The 16,424-nt window shown below is 70.6% G+C and carries 12 protein-coding genes; 3 read left to right on the forward strand and 9 right to left on the reverse strand.

The annotated features are described in order from the left end of the window. Nucleotides 1–1,281: a 3-deoxy-D-manno-octulosonic acid transferase gene (locus ASC67_RS00745; RefSeq protein WP_056314413.1), complete on the forward strand. Its 1,281-nt coding sequence runs from the start codon at nt 1–3 to the stop codon at nt 1,279–1,281. Between the two features lie 76 nt (nt 1,282–1,357). Continuing rightward, nucleotides 1,358–1,702 (forward strand): hypothetical protein, encoded by a 345-nt coding sequence (locus tag ASC67_RS00750; protein WP_056314414.1) that lies wholly within the window; start codon nt 1,358–1,360, stop codon nt 1,700–1,702. A gap of 16 nt (nt 1,703–1,718) precedes the next feature. Here the strand turns inward: ASC67_RS00750 and ASC67_RS00755 are convergent, their stop codons facing one another. The 4 genes from ASC67_RS00755 to ASC67_RS00770 are packed head-to-tail and all read right to left on the reverse strand — an operon-like array spanning nt 1,719 to nt 8,507. Further along, entirely contained in the window at nt 1,719–2,753 is a 1,035-nt protein-coding gene (locus tag ASC67_RS00755) for a quinone-dependent dihydroorotate dehydrogenase (RefSeq protein ID WP_056314415.1), read from the reverse strand. A 12-nt stretch (nt 2,754–2,765) separates the two neighbouring features. Then, nucleotides 2,766–5,852, reverse strand: coding sequence for an efflux RND transporter permease subunit (locus tag ASC67_RS00760; protein WP_056314416.1), 3,087 nt, complete (start codon nt 5,850–5,852; stop codon nt 2,766–2,768). 22 nt (nt 5,853–5,874) lie between these two features. Further along, on the reverse strand, nt 5,875–7,047 hold the full coding sequence (locus tag ASC67_RS00765) for an efflux RND transporter periplasmic adaptor subunit (protein WP_056314417.1): 1,173 nt from the start codon (nt 7,045–7,047) through the stop codon (nt 5,875–5,877). A gap of 5 nt (nt 7,048–7,052) precedes the next feature. After that, the gene (locus tag ASC67_RS00770; protein WP_082535745.1) at nt 7,053–8,507 is read right to left on the reverse strand and encodes an efflux transporter outer membrane subunit; all 1,455 of its coding nucleotides are present in this window, start codon (nt 8,505–8,507) and stop codon (nt 7,053–7,055) included. Nucleotides 8,508–8,763: 256 nt separating this feature from the next. On the opposite strand from ASC67_RS00770, the gene rpiA reads away from it, so the two are divergent. Next, nucleotides 8,764–9,423, forward strand: coding sequence for a ribose-5-phosphate isomerase RpiA (gene rpiA, locus ASC67_RS00775; RefSeq protein ID WP_056314418.1), 660 nt, complete (start codon nt 8,764–8,766; stop codon nt 9,421–9,423). A gap of 17 nt (nt 9,424–9,440) precedes the next feature. On the opposite strand, the gene ASC67_RS00780 is transcribed toward rpiA, so the two are convergent. From ASC67_RS00780 to ASC67_RS00800, 5 genes are all read right to left on the reverse strand, one after another. Then, the gene (locus ASC67_RS00780) at nt 9,441–10,058 is read right to left on the reverse strand and encodes a glutaredoxin family protein (protein WP_056314419.1); all 618 of its coding nucleotides are present in this window, start codon (nt 10,056–10,058) and stop codon (nt 9,441–9,443) included. 33 nt (nt 10,059–10,091) lie between these two features. After that, a complete protein-coding gene (locus ASC67_RS00785; RefSeq protein WP_056314420.1) occupies nt 10,092–12,125 on the reverse strand; it encodes a M3 family metallopeptidase in 2,034 nt (677 codons plus the stop codon). A 115-nt stretch (nt 12,126–12,240) separates the two neighbouring features. Further along, a complete protein-coding gene (folD, locus tag ASC67_RS00790; RefSeq protein ID WP_056314421.1) occupies nt 12,241–13,092 on the reverse strand; it encodes a bifunctional methylenetetrahydrofolate dehydrogenase/methenyltetrahydrofolate cyclohydrolase FolD in 852 nt (283 codons plus the stop codon). Nucleotides 13,093–13,188: 96 nt separating this feature from the next. Continuing rightward, nucleotides 13,189–13,812, reverse strand: coding sequence for a response regulator transcription factor (locus ASC67_RS00795; protein WP_011829723.1), 624 nt, complete (start codon nt 13,810–13,812; stop codon nt 13,189–13,191). 9 nt (nt 13,813–13,821) lie between these two features. Beyond that, a complete protein-coding gene (locus ASC67_RS00800) occupies nt 13,822–16,407 on the reverse strand; it encodes a PAS domain-containing sensor histidine kinase (protein ID WP_056314422.1) in 2,586 nt (861 codons plus the stop codon). Nucleotides 16,408–16,424: the final 17 nt, after the last annotated feature.

A 16,424-nucleotide genomic window follows, 5' to 3' on the forward strand; every position in this document is an offset into this window, starting at 1 on the left:
ATGGGCTTGAAGGCCGGCCTCGCTCGATTCGTCTACGGCAGCCTGCTGCGCGCGCTGAGCCCTGTCTATGTGCTGCGGCTGTGGTGGCGCGGACGCGTCGAGCCGCCGTACCGGCACGCGATCGGCGAGCGCTTCGGTCGCTATGGCAGTCCGTCCGTGCCGGGCGCGGTGTGGATTCATGCCGTATCGCTCGGCGAGACGCGCGCCGCGCAGGCGCTGGTCGACGCGCTGCGCGCCGAACGGCCGTCGCTGCGCCTGCTGCTGACCCACGGCACGGCGACCGGCCGCGAAGCCGGCGCCGAGTTGATGCGCGCCGGCGACACCCAGACATGGCTGCCCTACGACACCCCGGGCGCGACGCGGCGCTTCTTCGCCCACTGGCAGCCGGCGGTCGGCGTGCTGATGGAAACCGAGGTGTGGCCGAACCTGATGCGCAGCGCCGCCGCGGCCGGTGTGCCCGTGCTGCTGGCCAATGCGCGCCTCAGCGAGAAGAGCCTGCGGCGCGGCGCGCGCCTCGCGGTGCTGCTGCGACCGGCCTTCGCGGCACTCGCGCGCGTGCTGGCGCAGACCGAGGCCGACGCAGCACGCCTGCGCGACGCCGGCGCACACCGTGTCGACGTGATGGGCAACCTGAAGTTCGACGTGAACCCCGACGGCGCGCTGTGCGTACTTGGCGAACGCTGGGCGCAGGCGAGCGGGGGGCGGCCGCTGGTGCTGGCGGCGAGCACGCGCGAGGGCGAGGAAGCCGCGCTGCTGAGTGCCTGGCAGGCGCAGCCCGGGCCGCGCCCGCGGCTGCTGCTGGTGCCGCGCCATCCTCAGCGCTTCGACGAGGTCGCGGCGCTGGTCGAGCGCGGCGGCTGGTTGTTGTCGCGCCGCAGCGCCTGGCTCGACGCTCGGCCCGGTGATGCGGCGCAGGCCGCCGACGTGTGGCTCGGTGACTCGCTGCGCGAGATGCCGGCCTACTACACGGCCGCGCGCGTGGCGCTGTTGGGCGGCAGCTTCGAGCCACTGGGCGGGCAGAACCTGATCGAGGCGGCGGCCTGCGGCTGCCCGGTGCTGATGGGGCCGCACACCTTCAACTTCGCCGACGCCGCGCAGCGCGCGCTCGCGGCCGGCGCCGCCGAGCGGGTGGCCGACATCGAGGCCGGCGCGGTCCGTGCGATCGCGCTGACCGCCGACGAGCCGCTGCGCTCGCAGAGGGCGGAGGCGGCTCTGGCGTTCTCGGCGGCGCACCGCGGCGCCGCTCGGCGCATGGCGGCGGCGATCATCGCCTTGCTGTGAGCGCGCCGCATCGGACGGGGCGCGGGCGCCGGCCTAAAATCATGGCCTTGCCGGTGCAAGGTAGAGGAGTCTCGACGTGGATCTGAAGTTGCCAGTGGTTCTTTTCGACGAGTTGTCCGAGACGGTCATCCGTTCCTCCGGGCTGCTCGACATGGCCAGCGGCGAGATCACGCGCGTCGACTACGAGGACTACGACATCGGCACGCAGGGCTTGCCGGCCGAACAGGAGGACTACGAGTTCACCTCGGGCATGCTGTCGAACGGCGACCGCGACGTGGAGTTTCGCGTCGAGGTCAACGTTGTCGCCGGTACCTACTCTGTCACGCCCAGCGAACTGCTCGAACTGAAGGGTCGCGCAGCACGGCTGTTCGCGTCGGTGCCGCCGAAGGGCGTGAGCGCCGTGGGCCGCAAGACCCACTGAGCCGCCGCACCGCGGCTCAGTCTCGCAGGGCTCGCGCCGCCTCGTTCACCAGCGCGGGGCCGCGGTAGATGAGGCCGGTGTAGATCTGCACCACGTCGGCGCCGGCATCGCGCTTGGCACGGGCATCGGCGCCGCTCATCACGCCGCCCACGCCGATGATCGGGTAACCGGCACCGAGCGCGGCCCGCAACTGACCGACCACACGGTTGCTGGCCTCGAACACCGGCCGGCCGCTCAGGCCACCCACCTCGGTGGCGTGCGATTGGCCCTGCACGGCGTCGCGCGACAGCGTGGTGTTGGTGGCGATCACACCGTCGACGGCGTTCTTCTTCAAGGTGGCGGCGATCACGCCGACCTGGGCCTCGTCGAGGTCGGGCGCGATCTTCACGAACATCGGCACGCTGCGGCCCTGCCTCGCGATGAGCTGCTGGCGGCGCTCCTGCAGGCGACCGAGCAGCGCATCGAGCGCCGCATCGCTCTGCAGGCTGCGCAGGTTCTGCGTGTTCGGGCTGGAGATGTTGACCGTCACGTAGTCGGCGTGAGGGTAGACGCCCTCCAGGCCTAGCAGGTAGTCGTCGACCGCGTCCTCGATCGGCGTGGTGGCGTTTTTGCCGATGTTCAGGCCGAGCAGGCCGCCGCGCTGGCGGAAGCCGGCGCGCCGCACGTTGGCGATGAAGGCGTCGAGGCCGTCGTTGTTGAAGCCCAGGCGGTTGATCAGTGCGTCGGCCTGCGGCAGGCGGAAGATGCGCGGCTTGGGGTTGCCGGGCTGGCCCTTGGGCGTGACGGTGCCCACCTCGATGAAACCGAAGCCCATCGCGCCGAAGCCGTCGATGCAGCGGCCGTTCTTGTCGAGCCCGGCCGCGAGGCCGATGCGGTTCGGAAAGCGCAGGCCCGCCAGCGTGACCGGATCGTCGATGCGCGGCTGCTGCCACAGGCATTGCAGCGGCGTGTTCTGCAGCCGGGCGATCGACGCCAGCGTCAGTTCGTGGGCGTGCTCGGCGTCGAGGCCGAACAGGAAGGGGCGCGTCAACGCGTAGGGGATCAGCGGCATCGGTGCATTTTGCTAGAGGCCGGCGTTCACCTTGCGTGCGCCCTTGAAGGTGTGGCGCTTGAGCCAGGCCACGATGTCGTCGACGTAGGTGAACACCACCGGGATCACCAGCAGGCTCAAGAAGGTCGACGTGATCAGACCGCCGATCACCACGATGGCCATCGGCGCGCGGAAGCTCGGGTCCACGCCCAGGCCGATCGCGATCGGCATCATGCCGGCGCCCATCGCCACCGTCGTCATGACGATCGGGCGGGCGCGCTTGCTGCAGGCATCGATCAGCGCGTCCCAGCGCGACAGGCCGCGGTCGCGCCGCGCGACGATCGCGTACTCCACCAGCAGGATCGAATTCTTGGTCGCGATGCCCATCAGCATGATCAGGCCGATCATCGACGGCATCGACAGCGCGGTGTGCGTGATGAACAACGCCAGGAAGGCGCCCGGCACCGACAGCACCAGCGCCGCGAGGATGGTGACCGGCTGCACGAAGTCCTTGAACAGCAGCACCAGCACGATGTAGATGCACATCACGCCGGTCAGCATCGCGAGGCCGAAGCTCTCGAACAGCTCGGCCATCGCCTCGGCGTCGCCGACCGTCGTCTGGCTCACGCCGGGCGGCAGGGTCTTGAGGCTCGGCAGGGCCAGCGCCGCTTTCTCGACCGCGCCGAGCGGCTGCTGGTTCAGCTCGATCTCGAAGTTGATGTTGCGCAGCCGGTCGTAGCGGTCGATCTGCGCCGGACCGCTCTCGAGCGTGAGCGTGGCCACGTTGCCCAGCATCACGGGGCCGTGCGCGCCGGGCACCGGCAGTCGCGCCAGCAGCGCGAGGTCCTGGCGCGCGTCGGCCTTCAGCCGCACCAGCATCGGCACCTGCCGCTGCGACAGGTTGAGCTTGGCCAGCGCCTGGTCGTAGTCGCCCGCGGTCGCGATGCGCAGCGTGTCGGCGATCGCGGCCGAGGTCACGCCCAGGTCGGCGGCGCGAGCGAAGTCGGGTCGCACGATGAGCTCCGGCCGCACGAGGCTGGAGGTGGAGGTGACGTTGCCGATGCCGGGCAGGGTGCGCAGCTCGCGCTCGACGCGGCGTGCGTGCGCGGCCAGCGTCGGGCCGTCCTCGCCGGCCAGCACCAGCACGTACTTCTCGCTCGAGCCGCCCAGCCCGATCTTCAGGCGCGTGCCCGGCAGCGCCTCGAGCGCGGTGCGCAACTCGCGCTCGATGGCCTGCTTGCTGAGGCCGTCGCGCTCTCCTCTCGGGGTGAGGTTGATCGTCAGCGTGGCCTTGCGCGCCTCGGGTACGCCGGCACCGGCGAAGGGATCGCCGCCGGCGCTGCCGCCGCCGATCGCGGTGTAGACCAGCTTCACGTGCGGATGAGCCTGCACGATCTCGCGCGCCTGCTCGGCAAGCGCGCGGGTTTCCTGGAAGGTCGCGCCGGGCGGCAGCTCCAGGTAGACCTGGGTCTGCGACAGGTCGTCGGGTGGAATGAAGCCGGTCGGCAACAGCGGCGCTAGCGCCAGCGAGCCGAAGAAGAACACCGCGGCCGCCAGCGAGGTGAGGATGCGGTGCCGCAGGCACCAGCGCGCGGCGCTCAGGTAGCCCCGCATCACGCGGCCGTCCTCGTGCTCCTTGCCGTCGGGCCGCAGCAGGTAGGCGGCCATCATCGGCGTGAGCATGCGGGCCACCACCAGCGAGGCGAACACCGCGATGGCTGCGGTCCAGCCGAACTGCACGAAGAACTTGCCGGCCACGCCACTCATGAAGGCGGTCGGAAGGAACACCGCGACCAGCGTGAAGGTGGTGGCAATCACCGCCAGGCCGATCTCGTCGGCCGCCTCCATGGCCGCCTGGTAGGGCGTCTTGCCCATGCGCAGGTGGCGCATGATGTTCTCGATCTCGACGATCGCGTCGTCGACCAGGATGCCCACCACCAGCGACAGTGAGAGCAGCGTCACGCCGTTGATCGTGAAGCCCAGCAGGTGCATGCCGGCGAAGGCGGGCAGGATGGACAGCGGCAGCGCGGTGGCCGACACCAGCGTGCTGCGCCAGTCGCGCAGGAACAGCCAGACCACGATGACGGCCAGCAGCGCGCCCTCGAACAGCAGCTTCATCGAGCCTTCGTAGTTGTCGACCACCGGGTCGACGAAATTGAAGGCCTCGGTGATGGTGATCTCGGGGTGGGCGGCCTGCAGGCGTTCGAGCGCACGCTTGGCGCCGGCATCGACGTCTACCTCGCCGGCACCGCGGCTGCGCGTGATCTCGAAGCCGACCACCGGCTTGCCGTTGAGCAGAGCGGCCGAGCGCTGCTCGGCGACCGTGTCGCGCACGGTCGCCACCTCGTCGAGACGGATGCGCCGGCCGTCGCTCAGCACGATCTCCACGCGGCCCAGCTCCTCGGCAGACTGCACCGTGCCCAGCGTGCGCACCGACTGCTCGGCGCCGCCGACATCGGTGCGGCCGCCCGCGGCCTCCTGCTGCACTTGGCGCAGCTGGCGCGAAATGTCGGCCGCGCTGGCGTTCAGTGCCAGCAGGCGGTCGGGATCGAGCTCGACCGCGATCTCGCGCGTGACGCCGCCGACCCGTGCGACCGCTCCCACGCCTTGCACATTGAGCAGGGTCTTGGCCACCGTGTTGTCGACGAACCAGGACAGCGCCTCATCGTCCATGCGGCTCGAAGCGACCGTGTAGGTCAGGATCGGCATGCCCGCCAGGTCGACCTTGGCGATCACCGGGTCGCGCAGATCGCCGGGCAGGTCGGAGCGCACCCGCGAGACGGCGTCGCGGACGTCGTCCACGGCCTCCTGGATCGGCTTCTCGAGGCGGAACTCCACGGTGATCGTGGCCACGCCGTCCTGCACCTTCGTGTACAGGTGCTTGACGCCCTGAACCGACGCGACCGAGTTCTCGATCTTGCGCGCGACCTCGGTCTCCAGTTGCGACGGCGACGCGCCGGGCAGGGCGGCCGTGACGGTGACCATCGGCAGATCGATGTCGGGGAAGTTCTGGATCTTCATCGCCCGGAACGACATCAGCCCCAGCACCGTCAGCAGGGCGAACAGCAGGATGGACGGGATCGGGTTGCGGATCGACCAGGCGGAGACGTTGATGTCCATCGGAGGCTCGTGCGGGTCGATCTCAGGGGGCGGCGGCATCGACGCGCTGACCAGCGGTCACCACGCGGACCAGATCGCCGTCGCCCAGGAAGCCGGCACCCGAGTCGACGACCGGCTCGCCGGCCTTCAGCCCGTCGAGCACCTCGATGCGATCGCCGAGGCGTCGCCCGGTGGCGAGCTTGACTTGCGTGAGCCGCGAGTCCGGCCCCACGCGCAGCGCGTAGCTGAAGCCGTCGCGCAGCACCACGGCCGATTGCGGCAGCGTCAGCGCCGGCGTGCGGCCCAGTTCGAACTCGCCGCGCGCGAACATGCCGGCGCGCACCTGCGTGCGGCCGTCGCCGTTGGCCGGCAGGTCCACGTAGACCAGGCCGTTGCGTGTCTGCGGGTCGATGGTCGGCGCGACCATGCGCACGCTGCCCGGCGTGCTGCTGCCGTCACCGTGCAGCAGCCGCACCGGCATGCCCGTGCGGATGCGCGGCAGCTCGGTCGCGGTGACCTCGGCGCGCCATTCGAGCCGGCCGCCGCGGATCAGGCGGAACATCTCGGCGCCCGGCTGCGCCACGGCGCCGACGGCGGCGGTGCGGGCCGAGATCACACCGTCGTCGGGCGCGAGCACGCGGGTCTGGCGCAGCCGCAGGTCTTCGGCCTGCAGCCGGGCGCGCTGGGCTTCGAGCCGCGCGCGTGCCGTCTGTTCCGCGGTCAGATACTGGTTGATCTGCTGGCTGCTGATGGCGCCGGTGGTCTGCAGCTGGCGGGCGCGCTCGGCGTTGGCTTGTGCGTCGGCCAGCGTGGCCTCAGCCTCGGCGAGGCTGGCACGTGTCTGCGCCAGATCGGCCTGCACCGTTTCGGGCGACATGCGGGCCAGCACCTGGCCGCGCTTGACGCGATCGCCCACGTTGACCCGGACCTCGGTGAGGCGGAAGCCGCCGATCTCGGCGCCGATCGACGCTTCCTGCCAGGCCGCCACGCTGCCATTGGCCTCCAGCGTGCGCGGCCAGTCGAGCGATTCGGCTCGGGTGGTGGTCACGGTCAGCGCCGGCTTGGCGGCCGAGGCGGCCGCCTGCGCGGGTGCACCCGCCGGTGCCGCGCCATCCGGTGCGCTGCGCCCTGCGGCCAGCCACACCGCGAGTGCGATCACGCCGGTCACGGCGAGCGCCAGGGCGATCCGCTTGCGCAAGGTCCTGTTCTCCTGCATGCCCCTCACCTCGTTGTCGTCGTGTCGTCGTCGGCCTGCCACGCGCCACCGACCGTCTTGTAGAGCTGCACCCAGGCGCTCACGCGCTCGCGTTGCACCTGGATCAGCCCGGCGTTGGCCGCCAGCGCGGCACGCCGCGCCTGTTCCAGGTCGAGCAGGCTGCCGACGCCGACCTGCCACTGGGTCTGTGCGGCGGCCAGGAACTCGCCATAGCCCTGCGCGGCGCGTTCGGCGTCGGTCTCGCGCCGGCCGGCCGCGTCCAGCCGCAACAGCGCCTCCTCCACCTCGCGCACCGCGGCCAGCGCGCGCTCGCGGTAGGCGGCGACCGCACCCTCGTAGCGCGCCTGGGCGGCATCGACGTTGGCGCGCCGCCGGCCGCCATCGAACAGCGGCATCAGCAGGCCGGGGCCGAACGACCAGGTCGTGCCGTCGAAGGTCTGGCCACCGCTGCGGATGGATGCGCGGCCGATCGAGCCCGACAAGCTCAGGCGCGGATAGCGGTCGGCCTGGGCCACGCCGACCTCGGCCGCTGCTGCGGCGATGCCGCGCTCCGCTGCGGCGAGATCGGGGCGCTGCGAGAGCACGGCCGCGGGCACCGCGGCGACCTCGAAGCTGGGCGGTTGCGGCAGCCGGGCGCGCTGCGGCGCCAGCTGCTCGCGCAGCGCCGGTTCGGGTGCTGCGGTGAGTTGCACCAGTTGCTTGAGCGTGACCTCGCACTCGGTCCGCTGGGCCGCCACGCGGTTGGCTGCCTCCGCCGCGCTGGCCCGGGCGAGCGCGCCGTTGGCCGGGGCGTCGAAGCCGGCACGGATCTTCTGACCCACCAGGTCAGCCGTCTGCTGCAGCGATGCCGCGTCCTGCTCGTAGACCGCCAGCACGGCCTCGCAGCTGCGCAGGCCGACGTAGGTGGCCGCCACCTCGGCCGCGAGGCTGACGCGTGCGTCATGCCATTGCGCCCGGCTCGCGTCGGCACGTGCCTCGGCTGCCGCGACGCTCTGGCGCACCGCACCGAACAGGTCGATCTCCCACAGCGCATCGAGCGTGGCGCTGCTCGCCGTCTGGGTGATGCCGGCGGGCGGCAGCGCGCTGCGGCTGCGCACGGCGCTCGCATTCGCATCGAGCGTGGGCCAGCGGGCCGAGCCGGCCGCCTGTGCCAGCGCGCGTGACTCGGTGACGCGCGCCGCGGCCTGCGCCAGCGTCGGATTGGCGCGCTGGGCGGCGTCGACCAGGGCCGCCACCAGCGGGTCGTCGAAGCCGGACCACCAGGCCAGCAGGGCCGAGCGCTGCCCGCCGTGCGGCAGCGGCGCCGACCACTCGGCGGTCACGGCGCCGGCCGGCGGCTCCGAGGACGGCGGCGTGACGCAGGCGCTCAGCAGGGCGCACAGGCCGGTGGCAATCAGCCGACGCGGTACGCACACGGCGGCGGGCGGACAGGCGGTGCGAAAGGGAACGGTCTCGGTCATGCGTCTGGGCCGGCGGGCCGGGAGCCTCGCCGCGGGGACCGGCCGCTCGGCGAGGACTCGCGAGTCGGGCTGCAGCCGGAAGCTGGGCAGGGCGGTTCGGCCCTGGTGCGGGGCGAGCATACCGCGCTCCCTGCCGCCGCCGGGGGCAGGGGCATGCCACGCATTTTGCTTCGAGACCCGGATAATCGCCGCCGCGATCGCAGCGTTCGCGTTTCCTTTCCACGACCTTCTGTCGGGCCCCTCCCGGCACCACACCATGAACCAGGATGAACTGAAGACCCTCGTCGGCCGCGCCGCGCTCGAGTACGTGATCGAGGGCAGCATCGTCGGGGTCGGCACCGGCTCGACCGTCAACTGCTTCATCGACGCGCTGGCGGGCATCAAGGAGCGCATCGCCGGGGCGGTGTCGAGTTCGGTCAAGAGCACCGAGCGGCTGCGCGGGCACGGCATCCGCGTGTTCGAGGCCGGTGCGGTGGAGTCGCTGCCGGTCTACATCGACGGTGCCGACGAGATCGACCACCAGGGCTTCATGATCAAGGGCGGCGGCGCGGCGCTGACGCGCGAGAAGATCGTGGCCGACCTGGCCGAGCGCTTCGTCTGCATTGCCGACGCCTCGAAGCTGGTGGACGTGCTGGGGCGCTTCCCGCTGCCGGTCGAGGTGCTGCCGATGGCGGTGGGCCAGATCCAGCGACGCTTCGCGAAGCTGGGCGCGACCGCGACCGTGCGTGAGGGCGTGATCACCGACAACGGCCAGCTGATCCTCGACGTGCAGGGGCTGCGCATCACCGATCCGCTGGCCTTCGAGACCGATGTCAATCAGTGGCCCGGCGTGGTGACCGTGGGCGTGTTCGCGCGCCACAAGGCCGGCGTCTGTCTGCTGGGCACGCCCGAAGGCGTGAAGACGCTGCGGTTCTGAAGCGCCGCGCGACCGCGTCAGAACCGGATGCCGTTGGGCGCGGCTTCCAGCGCCGGCGGCAGCGCGGCCGGGGCTTCCGGAGCGGGGCGCGGCGCCGGCGCGGCTCTCGGTGCCGTGGTCTGGCCGACCAGCGGGGCGGGTTCCCAGCCGCGGTAGGTGGGCGGCAGGCGCGACTGCTTGGGGTAGCCGGCGGCGTCGAGATAACCACGCCATTCCGCCTCGGAATAGCCACGCAGCTGCTGGCCGCCGATGCGCAGCACCGGCAGTTCGGCGCTCGCCTCGATCTGCCGGAAGGCGGCGATGTCGGCGTCGCCGGTGATGGTCTTCTCGGTGTAGGGGATGCCGCGCTGGCGCAGCAGTTCGCGCCCGGACACGCAGCCCGAGCAGTCGTTGCCGCTGTACAGCGTGACCGGGTAGCGTTCGGCGATCTGCGCCAGCTCGTAGGGCAGGCCGCTGGTGCTGCCGGCGACGGCGGCCCCGCCACGGATCGGCTGCACCTTGGCCGCGGCCGACGGCGCGGGCCGGTCGGTGTAGGTGATGCGCCCGTCGGGCTCGACGATCTTGTACTGCGCCAGGACCGGGCCGCAGCCCAATGCGGTGAGGCTGAACAGCAGGACGGCAGCGGAACGGCTCATGACAAGGTCCTCGGGGTCGGCAGGGCTTCGATCTTAGTCCGCCATGCCTTGGTGGCGCAGCAGTGCGTCGATGCGCGGCTCGCGCCCGCGGAAGGCCTTGAAGCTTTCCATCGCGGGGCGGCTGCCGCCGGCCTCGAGGATGGCCTCGCGGTAGCGGCGGCCGACGGCGGGATTGAACACCCCTTCTTCCTCGAACGCGGCGTAGGCGTCCGCGCTCAGCACCTCGGCCCACTTGTAGCTGTAGTAGCCGGCCGCGTAGCCGCCGGCGAAGATGTGCGAGAAGCTGTGCTGGAAGCGATTGAACGCCGGCGGCACGATGACCGCGATCTCGCGGCGCACGCCGTCGAGCACCTGCTGGACGGCGTCGGCGCCATGGGGCGTGGCCGACGCGCCGTCGTGGATCAGCATGTCGAACAGCGAGAACTCCACCTGGCGCAGCGTCTGCAGGCCGCTCTGGAAGTTCTTCGCGGCGAGCATCTTGTCGAACAGCGCCCGTGGCAGCGGCTCGCCGCTGTCGACGTGGGCCGTCATGTGCTTCACGACCTCCCACTCCCAGCAGAAGTTCTCCATGAACTGGCTGGGCAGTTCGACCGCGTCCCATTCGACACCGGAGATGCCGGCCACGCCGATCTCGTCGACCTGCGTGAGCATGTGGTGTAGGCCGTGGCCGAACTCGTGGAACAGCGTGGTCACGTCGTCGTGCGACAGCAGCGCGGGCCGGCCGCCGACGGGGGCGGCGAAGTTGCACACCAGGTGCGCCACCGGCGTCTGCACCGTGCCTTCCGGGCGGGCCCAGCGACCGCGCACGTCGTCCATCCAGGCGCCCGGACGCTTGCCGGGGCGCGCGTAGGGATCGAGGTAGAACTGGCCGACGAGCTGCGTGCCGCGCTCGATGCGGAAGAAGCGCACGTGTTCGTTCCAGACCGGCGCCGTGTCCGGGCGGATCGTCACCTCGAACAGCGTCTCGATGATGCGGAACAGGCCGGCCAGCACCTTGGGTTCGGTGAAGTACTGCTTCACCTCGGTGTCGCTGAAGGCGTAGCGCGCTTCCTTCAGGCGCTCGGCCGCGTAGGCCATGTCCCAGGCCTGCAGATCGGCCAGGCCGAGCTCGGTGCGGGCGAACTCGCGCAGCTCGGCCAGGTCACGCTCGGCGTGCGGACGCGCGCGCCGCGCCAGGTCGCGCAGGAAACCCTGCACCTGCGCCGGCGAGTCGGCCATCTTGGCGACCAGAGAGACCTCGGCGAAGTTGCGATAGCCCAGCAGTGCGGCCTCTTCCTGCCGCAACTCGAGGATCTCGCCCATCACGACGCTGTTGTCGCGCTCGGCCGGGCCGGCCTCCGAGGCGCGCGTCACGTGGGCGCGGTAGACGCGTTCGCGCAGCGAGCGGTCCTGCGCGTACTGCAGCACCGGCAGGTAGACCGGCATGTGCAGGCCGAGCTTGTGGCCGTCCTGGCCGTCGGCCTGGGCGGCGGCGCGGGTCGCGGCCTTGACGTCCTCGGGCACGCCGGCGAGCTCGGCCTCGCTCGCGATGCAGCTCCAGCCGTCGGTCGCGTCGAGCACGTGTTCGGAGAACGCCTGGCCGAGTTCGGCCTGACGGGCCTGGATGGCTGCGAAGCGCTCCTTGGCGGCACCTTGCAGTTCCGCGCCGGACAGCACGAAATCGCGCATCGCGTTCGACAGCGCCTTGCGCCGCGATGCGTTGAGCGCCGCTGCCGCGGGGCTGCCGGCCACGGCCTTGTACTTCGCGTAGAGCCGCTCGTCGGCGCCCAGGTTCGTGTAGAACTCGGTCACACGGGGCAGGGCCTCGGTGTAGGCGGCGCGCAGCTCCAGTGTGTCGGCCACCGCATTGAGGTGGCTGACCGCGCCCCAAGCACGACCGAGCCGCTCGGTCGCGACGTCGAGCACCGCGGAGAGGGCGTCGTAGTCTGCCGGCACGCCCCCGCCGGTGGCGCGCTCGAGCGCCGCGGTGGCTTCGGCCAGCAGTGCGTCGACGGCCGGCGCCACGTGCTCGGGACGGATCTCGCCGAAGCGCGGCAGGGCGGAGGTGTCGAGGAGGGGGTTGCTCATGAGGGCGGCTCGTCGGTTCAGTGCTCGGTGTCAGTGTCAGGTGGCGCCGGTCGCCGCGGTTTCAATCATCTTGATCGGCGACATAGCGAGCCTGCTGCGAAGCGGGTCGGCTCGCTCAGCCCACCAGCCGCTCGGCCGATTCGAGCGTGTTCATCAGCAGCATCGTGATGGTCATCGGCCCCACGCCACCGGGCACCGGCGTGATCCATCCGGCGACCTTGGCGACGCCGGCGTAGTCGACGTCGCCGCACAGCTTGCCGTGGTCGTCGCGGTTCATGCCCACGTCGATCACCACGGCGCCGGGCTTCACCATGTCGGCCGTCAGCACATTGCGCTTGCCGACGGCGGCGACCACGATGTCGGCCTGGCGGGTGTGCAGCGCCAGGTCCGGCGTTGCGCTGTGGCAGACCGTGACGGTGGCGTTGGCCTGCAGCAGCAGCATCGCCATCGGCTTGCCGACGATGTTGCTGCGGCCGATCACGACCGCGTGCTTGCCCTTGGGGTCGTAGCCGATCGACTCGAGCATCTTCATGCAGCCATAGGGCGTGCACGGCTTGAAGCCGGGCTGGCCGACCATCAGCGCGCCGGCGCTCGCGACGTGGAAGCCGTCGACGTCCTTGTGCGGCGCGATCGTCTCGATCACGCGGTGCGCGTCGATGTGCGGCGGCAGCGGCAGCTGCACCAGGATGCCGTGGATCGCCGGATCGGCGTTGAGCGCCTGCACGCGGGCCAGCAATTCGGCCTCGGTCATCGCAGCCGGATAGTGCTCCAGCACCGAATGCAGGCCGCTGTCGTGGCAGGCCTTGACCTTGTTGCGTACGTAGACCTGCGAGGCCGGGTTCTCGCCCACCAGGATGACGGCGAGGCCGGGCGTGATGCCGTGCTCGCGCAGCGTGGCGGCGCGCTGCGAGACTTCGTGGCGGAGGTGGCGGGACAGGGCATTGCCGTCGATGGCTCGGGCGCTCATGCGAGGGGCTCCTTCAGCGGGGGCACCGTCAGCGCGGCGCCGGAGGTAGAAACGACAAGGGCCGCGCGAAGGCGGCCCTGGCGACGGTGGGGCGTTTCAGGCCTTGGCCTGGGCGCCGAGCGCGATCTTCAGCAGATCGGCGACGGTGTTGGCATTGAGCTTCTCCATGATGTTGGCACGGTGTGCCTCGACCGTCTTGATGCTGATGCCCAGGTCGTCGGCAATCTGCTTGTTCAGCCGGCCGGCGACGATGCGCTCGAGAACCTGGGCCTCGCGAGTGGTCAGGCGCGACAGCAGCGCGTCACGGCTGGCGGCTTCCTGATGCTGGCTGAAGGCGGCGCGGGCGCTGTCGAGCATGCGCTCGACGAGGCTCAGCAGCTCTTCTTCCTTGAACGGCTTCTCGATGAAGTCCATCGCGCCCTTCTTCATCGTGGTGACGGCCATCGGCACGTCGCCATGGCCGGTGATGAAGACCACCGGCAGCGGGCTCTTGCGCTCGACCAGACGGTCCTGCAGCTCCAGGCCGCTCATGCCATCCATGCGGATGTCGGCGATCAGGCAGGCGACCTCTCGGGAGTCGAAGCGCGACAGGAAGGATTCGGCCGAGTCGAAGCACTTGACCCGGTAGTCCTTGCCTTCGAGCAGCCACTGAAGAGAGTCGCGCACGGCTTCGTCGTCGTCGACGACATAGACCGTGCCTTTCTTGGGGATGAGGCTCATGCGCGCTCTTTACGAGGTTTCGGTCAAGGTGACGCCGGGAGGCTCGGTCGCCGGGACCGGAAGCTCCACTGGCAGGGTGAAGGCGAAGCTGCAACCGCTGATCACACTTCCATTGTAGAGGTTCTCCGCGCGGATACGGCCACGATGGGACTCGACGATGGATCGGCACAACGACAGGCCGATGCCCAAGCCGTCAGGCTTGGTCGAGAAGAAGGCCTCGTAGAGCCGGGCCATCATCTCTTCCTTCACGCCGGGTCCGTTGTCGCGCACGCTGAACTCGATGACCCCGCCTTCCTCGGGCGTGTGCTTGGGCACGACGCGCAGCTCGATGTGGCGGCGCGAGGACGGCAGCTTCGCGTTGTCGATCGCCTCGGCCGAGTTCTTCAGCAGATTCAGCAGCACCTGCTCGATCAGGATCGGATCCACCTGCAGATCGGGCAGGCGCTGCGCCACATAGGTGCGGATGTGCACGTTGCGTCGCTTGAGCTCGATGCCGGCGAGTTCGACCGCATCCTCGACGATGTCGCGCGCCTTGGCGGTCTGGCGCTGCGGCTCGCTGCGCTTCACGAAGGCGCGGATGCGGTGGATGATCTGCCCGGCGCGGTGGGCCTGACGTGCGGTCTTCTCCAGCGCAGCGATCAGGTCGTCCTTCTCGATGGCGTCGGACTTGACCCGCGAGACCATGCCGTTGCAGTAGTTGGTGATGGCCGTGAGCGGCTGGTTCAGCTCGTGGGCGACGCTGGAGGCCATCTCGCCCATCGTCACGAGGCGGCTGGTGACCTGGGCCTTCTCGGCCTGGTGCGAGGCCTGCTCCTCGGCGCGGCGCCGGGACGTGATGTCGGTCGCGATCAGCATCTGCGCCAGCCGGCCGTCGGTCCACTGCACGTAGCGCGCCCGGACGTCGAACCACTTCTGCAGCGACTCGACGAACACCTCGTGCACGTCCCCGCTGGCTTCGGTGAGCTCCTGTGCGGGCAGGCCGCCGAAGCTGTCGACCGACTCGTCGGCGTCGCGCCGGCCTGCCAGCAATTCGTCGGCGCCGGCCAGGCGCGCATGGCCCTGGGAATCGGCCCCGAACCACAGCCGGTAGGAACGGTTGGCGAACAGCAGTTCGCCCTGCGCCACCGACAGCACCGACACCGCGGCCTCCAGGCCCTCCAGCACCGTGGTGAAGCGCTCGTGCGAGGCCGACAGCTGGTCCCGGATGCGCTTGGCCTCGGTGATGTTGGTCATCGAGGTCATCCAGCCCGTCTGATGTCCCTTGGCGTCGATCAGCGGCGAGACGTACATGCGCGAGTCGAACAGCGTGCCGTCCTTGCGCATGATCTTCACCTCGATGCCGCCGGCCGGGCTGCGGCCCTGCAGTTCCTGCTGCAGCAAGCGCGTGTTCTCCTCCATGCGGTCGGGCGGCCAGTGCGGGAAGGGCGGCAGCCGGCCTATCAATTCGTCCTCGGCGAACCCGGTCATCGCGCAAAAGGCCGGGTTGACGTAGCTGATGCGCCCCTCGAGGTCCATCGCGCGCATGCCGGTCAGCATCGAATTCTCCATCGCGCGTCGGAAGTTCGTCTCGGTGATCAGCGTGCTCTGCATCTGCGAGCGCCGGCGCATGTGGCGCCAGGTGCCCAGCAGCATCCACACCGTCAGCGCGGACAGCGCGACCACCATCCAGAACAGCGTGTTGCCGATGAGGCCGATCGAGGTGCGCCAGCCTTGCCCGCGCACCACCAGGCCGTTGCCCGACGGCGCCAGCGCCACGTCCTGCACGATGCCGCTGCTGCTGCGCACGCTGTTGGCCGGTTCGCGCGAGACGCTGCTGGCCAGCACGCGGTCGTTGCTGTCGAGCAGGCTGATGGCGTGGCGCCGCGTGACCTCGGCGGGCACGAAGTAGCGCAGCAGCGACTCGACCGAGTACTCCGCCACCAGCGTGCCGGAGAAGGCGCTGCGGTCGAGCAGCGGCACATGCACCTGGAACACCGACAGCGAGCCCGTGCCCTCGTAGGGACGGGAATAGACCGGCTGGCGCAGATCGCGCGCCGCGGCGAAGGCCCAGGCCGGCTCGCCGCGCAGGGCCGCCGTGGCCGTACCCGCCGGCGGCTGCGGTTCGGCCGCCGACGCGGCCGACGCGGAGGGTTCCGTCCAGCGCATCAGGTCGGACGGGTGGTTGGGCGAGAGATGGCGCGCCTTGACGCTCTGGTCGGCTTCGATCCAGCTCAGGCTCACGACCTCGGGGCGCTCGCGCGTGAAGCTCACCGCCTGGCCGAGGAACTCGTCGAGGTCGATGGCGCGGGTGGCGACTTCGCGCGCCATGCGTACCAGCTGCTCCTGGTTCTCGATCAGCCGAAGGCGGATCTGCTGCTGCGCGATTTCGGTGTCGCGCTTGACCGACTCCTGCTCCCGCTCGAATTCCTCGTTGCGCAGGTACCAGAAGGCCGTGATGATCGCCGCGAGGAACAGCAGGACCGACAGCAGGGGCGCGAACGTGGCGAAGCGATCCTGGTGCGCCGGCGACTGCCTTTTCCACCAGGCCCAGAACAGCCGTCGCGGATGCGCCTTGGGCGGCGGATCGAGGGACGAGTCGGGAGGATGGGGCGTCATCGACCAATTATCGGTGC

Source organism: Methylibium sp. Root1272 (genome assembly GCF_001425905.1).
Taxonomy (GTDB): Bacteria; Pseudomonadota; Gammaproteobacteria; order Burkholderiales; family Burkholderiaceae_C; genus Methylibium.